Origin of the sequence: Cryobacterium luteum (assembly GCF_900110125.1) — a bacterium.
GTDB lineage: Bacteria > Actinomycetota > Actinomycetes > Actinomycetales > Microbacteriaceae > Cryobacterium > Cryobacterium luteum.
In genome coordinates this window covers 98,650-112,989 of the sequence record NZ_FOCN01000002.1, presented here as the reverse complement: position 1 = coordinate 112,989, position 14,340 = coordinate 98,650, and the positions used below count along the sequence as shown (strand labels likewise).

The 14,340-nt window shown below is 66.9% G+C and carries 16 protein-coding genes; 11 read left to right on the top strand and 5 right to left on the bottom strand.

What is annotated here, in order from left to right:
• Positions 1-10: 10 nt before the first annotated feature.
• The 6 genes from BMW72_RS02765 (at position 11) to BMW72_RS02740 (ending at position 4,769) form a co-directional block, all read left to right on the top strand.
• The gene (locus BMW72_RS02765; protein WP_092107051.1) at positions 11-184 is read left to right on the top strand and encodes a CsbD family protein; all 174 of its coding nucleotides are present in this window, start codon (positions 11-13) and stop codon (positions 182-184) included.
• 93 nt (positions 185-277) lie between these two features.
• Entirely contained in the window at positions 278-1,042 is a 765-nt protein-coding gene (locus BMW72_RS02760) for a methyl-accepting chemotaxis protein (RefSeq protein WP_092107049.1), read from the top strand.
• A complete protein-coding gene (locus tag BMW72_RS02755) occupies positions 1,039-1,455 on the top strand; it encodes a phage holin family protein (protein WP_092107047.1) in 417 nt (138 codons plus the stop codon). The genes BMW72_RS02760 and BMW72_RS02755 overlap by 4 nt, the downstream gene beginning before the upstream one ends.
• Positions 1,452-2,075 (top strand): DUF3618 domain-containing protein, encoded by a 624-nt coding sequence (locus BMW72_RS02750; protein ID WP_092107045.1) that lies wholly within the window; start codon positions 1,452-1,454, stop codon positions 2,073-2,075. Before BMW72_RS02755 ends, BMW72_RS02750 begins: the two co-directional genes overlap by 4 nt.
• A gap of 220 nt (positions 2,076-2,295) precedes the next feature.
• Positions 2,296-3,354: a YihY/virulence factor BrkB family protein gene (locus BMW72_RS02745; protein WP_092107043.1), complete on the top strand. Its 1,059-nt coding sequence runs from the start codon at positions 2,296-2,298 to the stop codon at positions 3,352-3,354.
• A 137-nt stretch (positions 3,355-3,491) separates the two neighbouring features.
• Positions 3,492-4,769: a hypothetical protein gene (locus BMW72_RS02740; RefSeq protein WP_092107041.1), complete on the top strand. Its 1,278-nt coding sequence runs from the start codon at positions 3,492-3,494 to the stop codon at positions 4,767-4,769.
• Between the two features lie 183 nt (positions 4,770-4,952).
• Here BMW72_RS02740 and BMW72_RS02735 read toward each other — a convergent pair whose 3' ends face one another.
• The 3 genes from BMW72_RS02735 to BMW72_RS02725 form a co-directional block, all read right to left on the bottom strand.
• Entirely contained in the window at positions 4,953-5,471 is a 519-nt protein-coding gene (locus tag BMW72_RS02735) for a CarD family transcriptional regulator (protein ID WP_092107039.1), read from the bottom strand.
• An 11-nt stretch (positions 5,472-5,482) separates the two neighbouring features.
• Positions 5,483-6,160, bottom strand: coding sequence for a TetR/AcrR family transcriptional regulator (locus BMW72_RS02730; RefSeq protein WP_092107037.1), 678 nt, complete (start codon positions 6,158-6,160; stop codon positions 5,483-5,485).
• Positions 6,161-6,252: 92 nt separating this feature from the next.
• The gene (locus tag BMW72_RS02725) at positions 6,253-8,610 is read right to left on the bottom strand and encodes a trehalase-like domain-containing protein (RefSeq protein ID WP_092107035.1); all 2,358 of its coding nucleotides are present in this window, start codon (positions 8,608-8,610) and stop codon (positions 6,253-6,255) included.
• Positions 8,611-8,791: 181 nt separating this feature from the next.
• Here BMW72_RS02725 and BMW72_RS02720 point away from each other — a divergent pair, with 181 nt between their 5' ends.
• From BMW72_RS02720 to BMW72_RS02705, 4 genes are all read left to right on the top strand, one after another.
• Positions 8,792-9,391, top strand: coding sequence for a hypothetical protein (locus BMW72_RS02720; protein WP_092107033.1), 600 nt, complete (start codon positions 8,792-8,794; stop codon positions 9,389-9,391).
• 129 nt (positions 9,392-9,520) lie between these two features.
• The gene (locus BMW72_RS02715; protein ID WP_092107031.1) at positions 9,521-10,141 is read left to right on the top strand and encodes a copper resistance CopC family protein; all 621 of its coding nucleotides are present in this window, start codon (positions 9,521-9,523) and stop codon (positions 10,139-10,141) included.
• The gene (locus BMW72_RS02710) at positions 10,138-10,662 is read left to right on the top strand and encodes a copper chaperone PCu(A)C (protein ID WP_092107029.1); all 525 of its coding nucleotides are present in this window, start codon (positions 10,138-10,140) and stop codon (positions 10,660-10,662) included. Before BMW72_RS02715 ends, BMW72_RS02710 begins: the two co-directional genes overlap by 4 nt.
• A complete protein-coding gene (locus tag BMW72_RS02705; RefSeq protein WP_092107027.1) occupies positions 10,662-11,882 on the top strand; it encodes a Dyp-type peroxidase in 1,221 nt (406 codons plus the stop codon). The genes BMW72_RS02710 and BMW72_RS02705 overlap by 1 nt, the downstream gene beginning before the upstream one ends.
• Before the next feature lie 104 nt (positions 11,883-11,986).
• On the opposite strand, the gene BMW72_RS02700 is transcribed toward BMW72_RS02705, so the two are convergent.
• The gene (locus tag BMW72_RS02700; RefSeq protein ID WP_092107025.1) at positions 11,987-12,331 is read right to left on the bottom strand and encodes an HPF/RaiA family ribosome-associated protein; all 345 of its coding nucleotides are present in this window, start codon (positions 12,329-12,331) and stop codon (positions 11,987-11,989) included.
• A 191-nt stretch (positions 12,332-12,522) separates the two neighbouring features.
• Here BMW72_RS02700 and BMW72_RS02695 point away from each other — a divergent pair, with 191 nt between their 5' ends.
• Positions 12,523-13,533, top strand: a complete 1,011-nt coding sequence (locus tag BMW72_RS02695) for an acyltransferase family protein (protein ID WP_092107023.1) — start codon at positions 12,523-12,525, stop codon at positions 13,531-13,533.
• Here the strand turns inward: BMW72_RS02695 and BMW72_RS02690 are convergent, their stop codons facing one another.
• Positions 13,534-14,304 (bottom strand): hypothetical protein, encoded by a 771-nt coding sequence (locus tag BMW72_RS02690; RefSeq protein ID WP_092107021.1) that lies wholly within the window; start codon positions 14,302-14,304, stop codon positions 13,534-13,536.
• Between the last annotated feature and the right edge of the window lie 36 nt (positions 14,305-14,340).

Below are 14,340 nucleotides of genomic sequence, written 5' to 3'. Positions count from 1 at the left end.
AGAGAACACCATGAGTGCATCAGACAAGATCAAGAACGCCGCCCAGGACCTTAAGGGCAAGGCCACCGAGGCCGTCGGCAAGGCCACCAACGACGACTCCAAGGTTGCCGAAGGCCGCGCCGACCAGACCAAGGCGAGCGCTAAGAAGGTCGGCGAAGACGTCAAGGATGTCTTCAAGAACTAGTCCCACCCGGGTGCCCGGCGGGCGCTGAGGCGTGCCGTGCACCACCACTCCCCTGGCCCAAAAGCCCATCAGCACGCCACGAAAGGAAGCAGCATGTCCAACTTTTACGCAACCTCGCCGGCCTCGAGCGCCGACGACTCCGAGTTCGACGGTTCGTCACCCGCAAAGACCACAAAAGCCGCCGCGACCCACACTGCGAACGTCGCCGCCGACCAGGCCGCGAACGTGGGCGACACCGCCGCGCACGCCGCCGGCGAGGTCGCCGACGTCACCAAGGATGAAGTGGGAAAAGTCGCCGCCGAAACCAAGAAGCAGGCGAAAGACCTGCTCACGGATGCCCGCAGCCAGCTCACCGAACAGGCCGGCGAACAGCAGGCCCGAGTCGCCGAGGGCCTGCGCTCGATCAGCGACGAACTGACCCAGATGGCCGGCGCGTCCGACGCTGACGGCGTCGCGACGGACCTCGTGCGGCAGGCCGCATCTCGCGCCGGCAGCGTCGCCACCTGGCTCGATGACCGCGACCCCGGGTCGCTGCTCGACGAGGTGCGCTCCTACGCTCGACGCAAGCCCGGCACGTTCATAGCCCTGGCCGCTGCAGCGGGAATCCTGGCCGGCCGGTTGACCCGCTCGGTCGCCGCCGAGTCTGCCGACGAGGCGAAGAAGACCTCCGGGGACCTCGCCGATACCACGCCGCGGTATGCCGGCGCAGCAGATGCCGGAGTCGGTCTGTCCGGTACCGGTGGCGCCGTCGGCCAGGCCGGAATCGTCGGACTCACCGACACGAGCGGCCGCACGAGCGTCACCGCGCAGCCTGGCCTGCTCGGCGACGACCCCGACCTGGCGGTTCCGGAACGATGACCGACCTGCACACTCCGTCGGAGCAGAAGGCCGCGGAAACCTCGCTGGGAGACCTGCTGGGAGAAGTCACCCGTGACCTCTCCACACTCATGCGCCAGGAACTCGAGCTGGCCAAGGCCGAACTGCGTCAGTCGGCCACCCGGGCCGGAAAGGGCGCCGGCATGCTGGGCGGCGCTGGCTACGCCGCGCTCATGGCCGTGCTGTTCCTGTCGATTGCCCTCTGGTGGGGACTGGGCTACCTGGTCGGCAACGCCTGGTCCGGCCTGATCGTGGCCGGACTGTGGGCGATCATCGGCCTCGTGCTCTTTGTGATGGGCCGCAAAGAGATGAAAACCGTCAAGGGTGCACCAAAAACCGTTGACTCCCTGAAGAAAATCCCCGACACACTGAAACGAAATGAGGAAAACCGATGACCGACACCGACCGCACCCCCGATCAGATCCGCATGGACATCGAGCGTACCCGGCGCGAGCTCGGCGGCGACGTCGATGCGCTCGCCGACAAGGTGACTCCGTCGAAAATCATGCAGCGCCAGACCGACAAGGTGAAGTCTGCCTTGGGTTCGGTGTCGGAACGTGTCATGGGCGCGGCCTCGGAGACCGGCGACGCTGTGTCTTCGGCGACCGACACCATCGGTGATCTGCCGCACCAGGCCGCAAACAGGGCCAAGGGAAACCCCATGGCCGTCGGGCTCATCGCCTTCGGTATCGGCTGGTTGGCCGCGTCGCTGGTTCCCGCCAGCGACAAGGAGAAGGAACTGGCCGGTTCATTGAAGGAAGCCGCCCAGCCGCTCCTCTCCGAAGCGACCGACGCAGCCAAGCAGTTGGCCGACAACCTGCGTGAACCCGCGCAGGAGGCCGTCGCCGCGGTGAAGGACAGCGCCACCGACGCCGTCGAGGAGGTCAAGTCGGCCGCGCAGGGAGCCGCCGGCGACGTTAAAGACGAAGCACAGTCAGCGAAGGACACCGTCACCGACACGGCTCGCGACGAGGCCGCGTCGGCGAAGCACAAGAGTGACACTGGCCTGTACTGATCTGCCGTACTGATTCACCAGACGGATGCTGCGGCTCGTCCGCCAGCCGCCCCGGTTCGGGCCGGGGCGGCTGGCGGGCGCCGCAGCATTCGTCGTACCCTTAGTACCCGTCAAAGCTGCGCGGCAGCCATGTCAGCGCCAAAATTGCGAGAACGCAGCACATTTTCAGCGCCGGGGATCGCGATCCCCGGCCTCATTCGACCCGAGCAGAGAGATTTTCATGGTTGACAAGGGCCAGAGCCAGGAACTCGCCGACGCGCCGGAGCCGGACGACGACCGTAAGCCAGACTCCCCGACCGAGGTAACCAAGACCTCCTGGAAGTACGTTTTCAAGCGCACGCTGGGCGAGTTCGGCACCGACCAATGCACCGACATTGCGGCGTCGCTCACCTACTACGCCGTCTTGTCGTTGTTTCCGGCGCTCATCGCCCTGGTCTCGCTGCTCGGCGTGTTCGGGCAGGGAAAGCAGTCGGCCGACACCCTGCTGACGATTCTGGCCTCGGTCGCCCCCGGGGACGCCCTCGAGGTCATTCGCGGACCGATCGAACAGTTCAGCACCTCACCCTCGGCCGGGTTCGCCCTGGTAGCGGGAATCGCGGTGGCGATCTGGTCGGCATCCGGTTATGTCGGCGCGTTCAGCCGTGCCATGAACCGCATCTACGAGATCGACGAGGGTCGCACCTTTCTCAAACTCAAGCCGACCCAGCTGCTCGTGACGGTCATCGGCATCGCCCTGCTGCTCGTGGCCGTGCTCATTCTGGCCATTTCCGGCCCCGTGACGGATGCCGTGGGCGCAGCCCTCGGGCTCGGCCAGACCGTGCAGGTGGTCTGGTCCATTGCCAAGTGGCCGGTGCTCGCGGCGACCGTGGTGCTGCTGATCGCGGTGCTGTATTACTTCACGCCCAACGTGCGGCAGCCGAAGTTTCGCTGGATGAGCCTCGGGGCGCTCGTGGCACTGGTGGCGATCGTGGTCGCCTCGCTCGGCTTCGGGTTCTACGTCACGACCTTCTCGAACTATGCCAAGACCTACGGCTCGCTGGCCGGGATCGTGATCTTTCTGCTCTGGCTGTGGCTGACCAACCTCGCCCTGCTGTTCGGAGCCGAGTTTGACGCCGAACTCGAACGCGGACGCCAGCTGCAGGCCGGCATCGCCGCCGAGCAGAATATCCAACTGCCGCCGCGCGGCACAAAGAAGAGCCAGAAGGCCGCCCTGAAGGAGATGCAGACGGTCGCCGACGGCCGTCGCATCCGCAAGGCGAACGCCGCCCCGCCCGAGTAGGAGCTGCGCCCGTCCCACCCCATCTCTGTGTCCGCCATTTTGACGGGGCCCGGGCCCGGAAAGCGAGAGGTGCGGAGGCTGGTTGGATAGGAGGACGTGTTCGACGGGACACGGTCGATCCATTCAGGGGGTTCAGCGTGCGACTGCTCTACGCCCTGCTGCTGAGCGGCATCATCCTGTGCGTGGGGCTGTCGGCGCTGCTGCCGAGCGCGACGCTCGTCGCCGGCGGGCTCACGATCGCCGCCGCTGCGGCCGGACTGGTGCTGGTGACCCGCACCCAGCGCATCATTGCCCTGCTGCTGATCGGCGTGGGACTGGCATCCGTTGTGCTATCGATTCAATTGGGCAGCAACATCAACGGCCGCGACCTGCTGTCGGTCAATCAGGACCTCATCGGCATGCTCACGGCGGTGTCCTTTCTGCGGCTGATCACACCGACCGCGCTGACCACGCGCACCCGGCTGCACGGCCGGCTCGCCGTGGTGCGAACCGCCCTCGCGACGCACGCGCTCGGCGCCGTCATTAATATCGGTGCGGTCAGCATCGTCGGGGATCACCTGCGCGGCCGGTCGCCGCTGCGGCTCGCCGATGCCGCACTGTTGACCCGGTCGTTTTCGGCGGCGGCGTTTTGGTCGCCGTTCTGGGCGGCGGCCGCGGCCGCGACCACGCTCGTACCCGGAGCGAATTCCCTCGTGCTGCTCCTGGTGGGTCTGGCGCTCGCGCTAGTCGCGATCGGCCTGAGTGTCTGGGACATCTTTCACCTGTGGGGCCGCGAACTGCCCGCGTATACCGGCTATTCCCTGACCTGGGCGCTCGTGCGCGTACCGCTGGCCCTCGTGGCAATCGTCATCACCGCTCACCAGCTGTTTCCCGCGGTTTCGGTGCCGCGCATCGTGCTGCTCGCCGGTCTGGGCGTGACCCTGATCGGCCTGCTGATCATCGACGGTCGCGGGGCCCTGCGCGCGCTCGCCCGGCACGCCCGGCATGACCTGCCCCAGCTGCGCGGCGAGGTCACGCTCTTCGCCTCGGCCGGCGTGCTCGCCGTCGGCCTGCGGATGCTGCTTCCCCTGTTCGACCTGCCGCTGCCGGTGTCGGAGTTCACCGTTTTCGTCGCCTGGACGATGATGCTCGCCATGATTCTGCTCGCGTTGGTCGGGGTACACCCGGTCGTGTCGGTCGCGATCGTCGCGGCGCTGGTGCAACCGCTGCACCCCGACCCCACGCTGTTCGTGCTCGCTGCGTGCATCGGTTGGGGAGTGTCGACAGCGGTCGGGCCGATCACCGGGCTGACCATGCTGCTCAGTGCGCGCTATGGCATCAGCAGCTCCACCCTCACCCGCCGCAACCTGGTCTACCTGGCGGCCGTGCTCGTCACCGCGTGGCCGGCGCTGCTGCTCTGCGCCGCACTGGTGTAGCCCAGAACCCGGCGGCTGCCGCCGACGTCGTCGCGCGAACAGCGGATGGCCACGCCAGATCTTGGCGCGCGCTACGCCCGTTACCGTCGCGCTCACCCAGATGAGGCGCGCTCAAGCGGATGCCGGCCGAAAACAGGAGTGCACCCGTTCGCGCGGCGAACGGACGTGCCCTCCTGAGCCAGATTAGACAGCGACTTCGACCGGCTCGTCGCTGACGACGTAGTTCTGAATTTCGATCAAAAGCAGGTCGCCGGCTTCCTGGTCGGTCAGGCCCTGGGCCAGAGCGAGTTCGGAGACGAGGATCTGGCGGGCCTTTTCGAGCATGCGCTTCTCGCCGGCCGAGACGCCCTTGTCCTGGTCGCGGCGCCACAGGTCGCGCACGACCTCGCTGACGCGGTAGACGCTGCCGCTGGCCATCTTCTCCTGGTTGGCCTTGTAGCGGCGCGACCAGTTGCCCGGCTCCTCGGTGAAGGCGTTTTGCAGAATTTCGTACACGGCACTCACGCCGGCGGCGTCGATGACGTCGCGCACGCCGACGAGCTCGACGTTGTCGACGGGCAGCTGAATGGTCAGCGCGCTGGTGTGCACGTTGAGGGTCATGAACTGCTTCTCGACGCCCTTGATGGTGCGGGTCGCGAGGGCCGTGATGGTGACCGCTCCGTGGTGCGGGTAGACCAGGGTTTCGCCGATTTCGATCTTCATAGAATGCGCCTTCAGTGTTGTGTGGGTGAGGCAACGCGAACGGGCGTTGCTGAAGCAGGGGTATCGAGCAACCAGCCGGGCAGCAGGGCCACGAGCTGGTCGACGAGTTCGTCATCTGAGACATCGAGGTGACCGCGCATCCAGGCGCCGATCAGGGTGAGGGCGCCGCCGGCGACGTAGGTCGTGACCAGTTCGGCGTTGACGGCGTCGTCGAAGACCAGTATCGACTCGAGCAGGCGGGTGGCGTAGGCCTCGATGATCTGGTCGTGCGCGCTGCGCGTCAACGGCAGTTCGAGCACGCTCGCGTAGAGGGGAAAGTTTTCGACCATGTGGTCGACCAGGCGGGCATAGCCGAGTCGGGCTGCGTTCTCGCCGGTGCGCGGCCGGGGCAGGTCGAGCCCGGCCGAGCCGATATCGGCGAACTGCGCCTGCAGCAGCTCGGCCGCAAGCACGTCGAGGCTCGCGAAGTGAGCGTAGAAGGAGCTGCGGCTGATGCCGGCCAGGCGCACGATCTCGGCCACCGAAACGGATGCCGCCGGTTGGGCGATCAGCGCCCGGATCGCCGTGAGAATAAGCTGCCGGGTGCGCTCAGCGCGGGGGTCGTGCTTCAATTCGCCCTGCACACTGAACGGCACCGCATCGGACTGCACCGCTCCCGCCAGCAGGCGGGGGGCAGTCAACGAAGTCATCCATCTATCCTACCACTTTTCGGACACATGTCCGAGACGGGGTTGCCGGTTCACGGCGCACTCGCACAAAGCCCGCGACCGGGCACTCGGATTCAGCGCTGACGACACTGGTCCAGCAGCTGCGCGCAGCGAATGAAGCCGAGGTGCGAGTAGGCCTGCGGGTGATTGCCCAGGTGGGTTTCGGTGGCCGGGTCAAACTCTTCAGAGAGCAGCCCGGTCGGGCCGGCCAGGGCGATCAGCTGATTGAACAGGGCTTCGGCCTCGTCAAGGCGCCCGGTGAGCACGTAGGCCTCGATCAACCAGGTGGTGCAGATATGAAAGCCGCCCTCGAGGCCGGGCAGGCCGTCGTCGTAGCGGTAGCGGAACACCGTGGGCCCCGCGCGCAGTTCGCGCTCCACCGCACTCACGGTCAACTGAAAGCGCTCATCGGTCACGTCGAGCAGTCCGGACAGACCGATGTGCAGCACGGCGGCATCGAGGTCGGGGCTGTCGTAGGCCACGGTGTAGGACTGGGCTTCCTCACTCCACCCCTCGCTCAGCACCTCCTCGCGAATGGTGGCGGCGAGCAGAACCCAGTCCTCGCCCACCTCGCGCCCATGCCGTTCGGCGGTGCGGATGGCCCGGTCCACGGTCACCCAGCACATGGTCTTCGTGTAGGTATGGTGCCGCGGCGAACGCCTGGCTTCCCAGATTCCATGGTCGGGTTCCTGCCAGCGACTCGTGACGGCGTCGACCATCTCGGTGAGCAGGTGCCACTGAAAGTCCGAGAGGGTACCCTGCCGGGCGCTGAGCGTGTCGATCAGTTCGGCGACCGGGCCGAACACGTCGATCTGCACCTGATTGTCGGCGGCGTTTCCAATGCGTACCGGGCGGGAGCCGGCGTAGCCGGGCAGCGACTCGAGGCTCGCCTCAGTCGACAGCGACGAGCCGGTGACCGAGTAGAGCGGATGCAGCCACTGCGCGCCGGGACTGTCGTCCACGACCCCGGAGAGCCAGCGCAAAAACCCGTCGGCTTCGTCGCTCGAGCCGAGGTCGACAAGCGCCCTGACCGTCATCGAGCCGTCACGCAGCCAGCAGTAGCGGTAGTCCCAGTTGCGGGTGCCGCCGATACCCTCGGGCAGCGAGGTGGTCGAGGCGGCGAGCACCGCACCGGTCGGTTCATAGCACAGGGCCCGAAGCACCAGCGCTGAACGGCCCACGAGCGAGGGCTTCACGCTCGGCAGCGACAACGAATTCACCCACGCACGCGAGTCATTCATGACCGCGCCGCGCCGCGTGGCTTCACCAGCGGCATCCGCTTGATAGGGCTCGGTGTCGCCGCAGCGCAGGTTGAGCATGACAGCGCCCTGCGACAGGTCGACGACGGCGGTCGCTGTTTCGTTGCGGCCGTCGCTCCTGACGGTGAACTCGACACCCGCCGCCGTGAGCACGATCGGGTCAGGAATGCCGGTGAGCGTGACGATGCCTGTGCCGGCGTGCATGTTGAAGTAGGCGACGGCGTAGTCGGGTCGCGGCGCGAACACGATGCGGGCCAGACCGGTGCCGGTGAGCTTGCGCACCAGGTTGGTGATGCCGAGCGGCGAGGGTTCAATGTAGTCGGTCACGGTGACGTCGGCCCAACGGGTTTCAACGATCATGGTGTTGTCGACGTAGCGCTGGCCGAGCACCCGGCTCTTCTTCACCGGTTCGATCGAGAAATGCCCGGCCTCTTCGCTGCCGAGAATGCTCGCGAACAACGAGCCAGAGTCGGGCAGCGGATGCGTCATCCAGCAGATGCGCGCTTCCGGCGTGACGAGGGCTGTCGAGGTGCCGTCGCCGAGCATGGAATGGCGTTCGATGGCAACGACGTGCTGGCCGAACAGCCAGTCCTTCCGAAGCTCGAACAGCAGAGCGAGCATCTGGGCGAGCATTTCCGGACCGCTGATGCGATGGTCGGCGACGGACTCGCCGTCGCCGATGCGAATGCCGAGGTCCGGGCCGTGCAGGGTGTTCATGGCCATTTCGTCGCTCTCGGCGTCGCCGGCGAAGAAGGCGGCGCTGACGCCGAGCCGGGTGCGCAGGCGATCCAGTGCCACACCGGAGTGTTGGGAATCGTCGGCCGGCTCCGGGGCGTCAAAGAATTCCGAGTCGAACTCGGCACCGTTCGACCCGACCAGGTGCACTTCGCGGGGCAGGCGGGAATCCGCGGCGAGGTCCCGCAGCGGGCGGCCCGACATGACGGCCGTGTGGGTGTTGGGCAGGGCAGCGAGGGCGCGCAGGGCGGTCGCCGACTCGGCCAGCAGCACCGACGGAACGTCGGAAGCGACGTGGTGCGAGAGCGTGCCGCCGTAGTTGCAGGCCACCAGCAGTGAGGGCGTGCGCGCGAGCTGCTGCAGGTCCTGCAGGATCTCAGCTGACAGCCCCGTCAATGTTCGTGGAAGATTTTTGGAAAGATTCATGCGATGGGGCATCTGAGATTCCTTGCAGGAGGCGTCGACCGTCAAACCAGTTGCTAGACCTAGGCGACGTTACCATTTGCGGATGTCCGCTCCACCTTTTGGCGCGAGGGTTCCGTCGGGGCGAGGCTGCGGCATCCGCTAGCCTGTAGGCGCGACCACACTCAGTGTGCGGCGAATCCGGCAGGTGGATGACATGGCAACGAGGTGGGCGCGATTCGTGCGCGGCTGGCTGACCGCCGCCGTGGCCGTGCTCGTCGCCGCCCTCTCTCACGTGGCCGCCGGTGGGCATGCCCCCGCCCCGGTCAGTATCGCGATAGCGCTCGCCTTCGCCGGCATGGTCAGCGTGGCGCTCGCCGGCAAGAATCTCTCGCTCGTGCGGCTCACCCTGTCGGTGGGGTTCAGCCAGGTGCTGTTCCACCTGCTGTTCGGGCTCGGCGGATCGGCCGGCTCGATGACCGTGGCCGGGCATCACGGAGCGGCGACCGTGATCGTGGGGGCGGCATCCGCTGCGCCGGTCTCGCCCGCTATGGACTGGATGTGGCTGGCCCACGCTGTTGCGGCGGTCGTCACGATCGTGGCGTTGCGCCGCGGCGAGCGCACCTTCTGGGCTTTGGTCGAGCTGGCGCGCACCGCCCTGGTGGCCGTGATCATCGCCCTGGGCATCGTGTTGCCGACGCCGAGGAGCGTTCTCGTGCGCGCCGCTCGGCACCTCACCTTCATTCCGTTTGATCTGGCCGTGCTGCTGTCGCCAATGCGACACCGCGGCCCGCCCGCCGCGCCCACAGCCGTCTAACCGGCGCGCCCGCGCGCATCCGCTCGCGGCACTCATTTGAGAAGCCGGCACTGGTTTGAACCAGTGCCCCGAGCCCAAACCCGTGCCACGAAGCACCCACCCTTCTCGCGACCTTTTCGGAGGCACAGCATGCACCATTTTCCTGCCCGAAACCGGCTCCTGGCCGGTCTCGGGGCTCTCGCACTCGCCGCGACGTTCGCGATCGGCGGTGCCGCACCGGCCGCAAGCGCCCACGACTCGGTGCTCGCCACCGTGCCATCCAACACCGAACACGTCGATCTGGCACCGGCCACGGTATCAATGCGGTTCACCGACGACATCATGCAGCTTGGCGCGATCATGCTCGTCGTTGATTCGGCGGGCACCGACTGGGCGCAAGGCGAACCTGCCCTCGACGGTCCGACGGCCTCCGTGGCCGTCGACCCGGCCCTGCCGGACGGCGGCTACCAGGTGCGCTGGCGGGTCGTCTCGGCCGACGGGCATCCCATCTCCGGCACGTTCGACTTCAGCGTCGGCTCCGGCGCGTCGGCAGCACCCACGACGGATGCCGCCACGCCCGCTGTCAGCACTGCCCCCGATCCGAGCATGGCCGCGTCCGCACCGTCCCCGGCCGGGCTGCCCGTCGGCGTCACCGCGCTTCTCGGTGCCGTCGTCGGCCTCGGACTCTTTCTCGGCATCCTGGCGCTGACCCGGCGCCACGCAGCATCCGCTGCACGCACTTTTCCCACTACAGAAAAGACAGAACAATGACTCTCACCACCACCCCTCGCATTCTCATCGTCGCCGTCGCCGCGCTCCTCACCCTCGCGGGCTGTGCCAGCACGACCGACACCGCGGCTCCGGCAGCCACGACCGACACCGCGGTCGAGACCACGGCGGCCACGAGCCTCACCATCACCGATCCGTGGGTCAAGTCCGCCGAAACAGGAATGAGCGCCGCGTTCGGCACCCTGACGAACTCGAGTGACACCGACATCAACATCGTTTCGGCCATGTCGCCGGCGGCGACCATGATCGAGCTGCACGAGACGATCGAAGACGACTCGGGAGCCATGGTCATGCAGCAGAAAGAGGGCGGCTTCATCGTTCCTGCCAATGGTTCCTACGAGCTGGCCCCCGGCGCCAATCACCTCATGATGATGAAGCTGACCGAGCCCCTCGTCGCTGGCGCCGAGCAGACCTTCACCCTCACCCTCTCCGACGGTTCAACCTTCGAGTTCACGGCCCCGGCCAAGGACTACTCGGGCGCCAACGAGAGCTATAACAAGTAATGTCCGGCGATCAGCAGGCATCCGCTGGTCGTCGTCTCAGCCGGCGGCATCTCCTTCTGGGAGGTGCCGCGGCCGGGATCGGCGCCGTCGGCGCGGTCGGCATCGACCTCGCCACCCGAGAGGCCCCGCAGGCCGTCGCTGAGCCCCTCAACGGCTCGCAGACCGTGCCGTTCTACGGGGTGCACCAGGCCGGAATCGACACCGTGCCGCAGAGCAACGCGACACTGATCGCACTCGACCTGGCCCCCGGAACCGACGCCCCGGCGCTGCGCCGGCTCCTGAAGATTCTCACGAGCGACGCCGCCCGGCTCAGCCAGGGCGAGGCGGCGCTCGCCGACTCCGAACCCGAACTCGCCGTCGCACCGGCCAGGCTCACCGTCACGTTCGGCTTCGGCGCGAACCTCGTGGCGATGGCCGGCGGCACCGCGCCGAGCTGGCTGCGACCGCTGCCCGCTTTCGGCATCGACCGGCTCGACCCGGCCTGGGCCGACGGTGACCTGCTGTTGCAGATCGCGGCCGACGATTCCCTCACCGTGGCGCACGCCACCCGCATGCTGCTCAAAGACAGCCGCTCCTTCGGCACCGTGCGCTGGGTTCAGAGCGGCTTTCGGCGGGCGCCCGGCTCGGTCAAGCCCGGAACCACCATGCGCAACCTGTTCGGCCAGGTCGACGGCACCGTCAACTTCGTGCCGGGTACCCCCGATTTCGAACGGTTGGTCTGGGGTTATGCCGGCAACCCGACCTGGCTGCACGGCGGAACCGGGTTCGTGTTGCGGCGTGTGGCCATGCAACTCGACAAGTGGGACAAGCTCGACCGATCCGGGCGGGAGGCATCCGTTGGGCGAACCTTGAGCAACGGCGCGCCGCTCACCGGCGTCAACGAAACGGATGAACCCGATTTCGACGCGAAGACCGCAATCGGTTTTCCGGTGATCCCGGAGTTCTCCCATCTGCGCCGCGCCCGCAGCGAGAACCCCGACGAACGTATCCTGCGCCGCGGCTACAACTACGACGACCTGCCCACCAATGACAGCGTGTCCAATTCCGGGCTTCTGTTCATTACCTTTCAAGCGGATGTGGACGCCCAGTTCGTGCCGATCCAGCGTCGCCTCGACGCTCTCGACCTGCTGAACGAGTGGACCACGCCGATCGGGTCGGCCGTCTTTGCCATCCCGCCGGGCTGCGCCGCTGGCAGCTACATCGGTGACACGCTGTTCTGAGCCGGCCGGCCCCCTACGCGCTCGTGGCCCGTGTTTGAGAAGATGGCACTGGTTTGAACACGTGCCACCTTCTCAAACACGGGCCACCAAAGCGGATGCCGCGGTTAGATGACCTCACCCATCGGGAGGTTGCCCTTGCGGGCATCCAGCTTGCCGAAGTGGGTCTCGAGCAGGCTCTTCATCTTGTGCAGGGCACCGGTCAGGGCTTCCTCGACGGCGTTGGCGTTCTCGGTCACGACGACCGGCGTTCCACCGGCCGGGCGAACCTCGAGGGTGCACTTGATGTCGTCGGTGCTGCTGCGTCCGGCGCTGCCATCGATGAGGTGAACCTCAACCCGGGTCAAACGTTCGCCGTAGCGTGCGAGGGATTCTTCGACGATGGTTTCAAGCGCTCCGGCGACCCGCTCGGTGCCGTTGACGTTGCTGTCGGTGTTCACGATGACCTGCATTATCACTCCTCTAATTGCTTCTGACTTAAGGCTACCGCTCCCCGCTCCTGGCCCGGTACGGCCGCCGCATCCGCTCGCCAGAGAGCCCGGCTGCAGATGACCACGACGCTGGCTCTCGACGCTGCGGGAACGCTGGCCGAAAGCATCAAGGCGCTCGGGTGATTCGCCTGACGAAGCCGTAGCCTGTGTGCATGCAGACCAGGCCGCAAGTGAGTGACCGGGTCGTCGCCATCGACATCGCACGCGGCCTCGCGATCATCGGCATGTTCGTCGCTCACGCCGTCCCGCGCGCAGGAGACGCCGAACTGTTCGTCGACGGCCGCTCGTCGATTCTGTTCGCGACCCTCGCCGGGGTATCGCTCGGCATCATGACCGGGTCGGCGCATCCACTCCTGCGCGGCCAGCGCTCCGATCGCGTCATCGGCATCCTGATCCGTGCCCTTTTCCTGTTCCTGCTCGGCGTGCTGCTCTCGAGCCTGAACAGCGGCGTGGCCGTTATCCTGCACTTCTACGCCCTCATGTTCCTGCTGCTCATTCCGATGCTCTTTCTACACCGGTGGCTGCTCGGCGTGATCGGCGTCATCTTTCTGGTCGGCGCGCCGTTGCTCGGCGCCGCCCAGAATGAAGTGGATGCCGGTGCGCCCCCGATCAGTTACTTCGTCGACTACTTCTTTCTGAACGGTACCTACCCGGTGCTCATCTGGATGCCGTTTCTGCTCGCTGGTCTCATCATCGCGCGCTCCGACCTGGCCCGGCCGAGAACGCAGGTGGCCCTGGTCGGGGCGGGTGCGTCAGCGGCGGTCGCCGGGTACGGCGCGGCGGTCGTCGTACCGGGCATCAGCGCGCAGGCCCATTCCGGCTCCATCGCCGAAGTGCTCGGCTCGGGCGGACTCGCCGTAATGCTCATCGCTGCGCTGCTCTGGCTCACAGCCGTGGAACGTGAGGCCCCGGCACGGAGCCTGCGCGGCATCCTCTCGCCGATCGCTGCAACCGGTTCGATGGCGCTCACCATTTATACGGTGCAGATTCTCGCCCTGGCCGTGGTCGCCGGTGGCACCGAGATCGACTATCCCGGCTGGCCGCTGCTCGTCGGGATGCTCCTGCTCACCCTGCTCGGTGCCGGTCTGTGGCGACAGTTCCTGGGCAAGGGGCCCATCGAGCGCCTGCTCGCCTGGCTGACCCGTGGCCCGCGCAGGGGCTGATCAGCTGATGCCGCCCATGCGTTCGAGCGCCGCGCGCATGATCTGCGCCTCCGGCGTCGGCGCCACATGGTGGTTGGTGTAGATGCCGACGAGCCACTGCAGAACTTCATCTTCGCTCATGGCAACGGCGTTCCAGTCCACCCCCGGTTCGGCGGCTGTGCGCGGCTCACCGGTCTCCGGGTCGAGCCAGGCCCGGGCTATCGGCGTGTCGGGGTCAGCATTGTTCATGTTCCAGAGCAGGGCAATCGGGTGGTTGTCGCCGTCGATGTGCTCGTGATCGACCCGGCCGGAACCGAGCCAGGGCAGCGTCAGCAGCTCACCGATGATACCGACCTCGATCAGTTCGAGCTGGGTCGGTTCGGTCTCGGGAACGTACAGTGTGAGGCCCTGCTCGAACCACTCGGCGGCCTCGAAGATCGAGTCGAGCAGATCATCGAGGGCGTCGACCGCCTGCACCAGAATAAGCGCCCACTCGAGCAGTTTTTCGGTCTGGTCGGCCGGCCAGGGGCTCTCGAACGGGTCGCTCGTGCCGTGGTAGTGAAAGCTGGGTCCGGCCTCGTCGAGCAGCACGTGCAACTGGCCGCTGTCATAGTCGATGCTCAGATTGAGCGCCCCGCCCTCGTCGTCACGGTCAGCAAACAGGTCGGGATGCGCCAGCTCCGGGGGCAGGGTGACGGCCGCAGCGAGCCGGGGTCCCAGATCGAGTACGACGCGAAACTGGATGGTCGGCAGGCGCAGGGTTTCATCCTGCTCGAAGTGCTGGTCTGACATGCTTTGAGTTTATCGATCGTGCAGGCACACTCCCGC

Bases quoted from the DNA above. Each gene is read 5' to 3' on its own strand.
- BMW72_RS02705 (WP_092107027.1), top strand. From the start codon at position 10,662: ATGTCCGGCGATCAGCAGGCATCCGCTGGTCGTCGTCTCAGCCGGCGG.
- BMW72_RS02730 (WP_092107037.1), bottom strand. From the start codon at position 6,160: ATGACTTCGTTGACTGCCCCCCGCCTGCTGGCGGGAGCGGTGCAGTCC.
- BMW72_RS02745 (WP_092107043.1), top strand. From the start codon at position 2,296: ATGGTTGACAAGGGCCAGAGCCAGGAACTCGCCGACGCGCCGGAGCCG.
- BMW72_RS02750 (WP_092107045.1), top strand. From the start codon at position 1,452: ATGACCGACACCGACCGCACCCCCGATCAGATCCGCATGGACATCGAG.
- BMW72_RS02735 (WP_092107039.1), bottom strand. From the start codon at position 5,471: ATGAAGATCGAAATCGGCGAAACCCTGGTCTACCCGCACCACGGAGCG.
- BMW72_RS02725 (WP_092107035.1), bottom strand. From the start codon at position 8,610: ATGCCCCATCGCATGAATCTTTCCAAAAATCTTCCACGAACATTGACG.
- BMW72_RS02755 (WP_092107047.1), top strand. From the start codon at position 1,039: ATGACCGACCTGCACACTCCGTCGGAGCAGAAGGCCGCGGAAACCTCG.
- BMW72_RS02715 (WP_092107031.1), top strand. From the start codon at position 9,521: ATGCACCATTTTCCTGCCCGAAACCGGCTCCTGGCCGGTCTCGGGGCT.
- BMW72_RS02710 (WP_092107029.1), top strand. From the start codon at position 10,138: ATGACTCTCACCACCACCCCTCGCATTCTCATCGTCGCCGTCGCCGCG.
- BMW72_RS02760 (WP_092107049.1), top strand. From the start codon at position 278: ATGTCCAACTTTTACGCAACCTCGCCGGCCTCGAGCGCCGACGACTCC.
- BMW72_RS02700 (WP_092107025.1), bottom strand. From the start codon at position 12,331: ATGCAGGTCATCGTGAACACCGACAGCAACGTCAACGGCACCGAGCGG.
- BMW72_RS02695 (WP_092107023.1), top strand. From the start codon at position 12,523: ATGCAGACCAGGCCGCAAGTGAGTGACCGGGTCGTCGCCATCGACATC.
- BMW72_RS02720 (WP_092107033.1), top strand. From the start codon at position 8,792: ATGGCAACGAGGTGGGCGCGATTCGTGCGCGGCTGGCTGACCGCCGCC.
- BMW72_RS02690 (WP_092107021.1), bottom strand. From the start codon at position 14,304: ATGTCAGACCAGCACTTCGAGCAGGATGAAACCCTGCGCCTGCCGACC.
- BMW72_RS02765 (WP_092107051.1), top strand. From the start codon at position 11: ATGAGTGCATCAGACAAGATCAAGAACGCCGCCCAGGACCTTAAGGGC.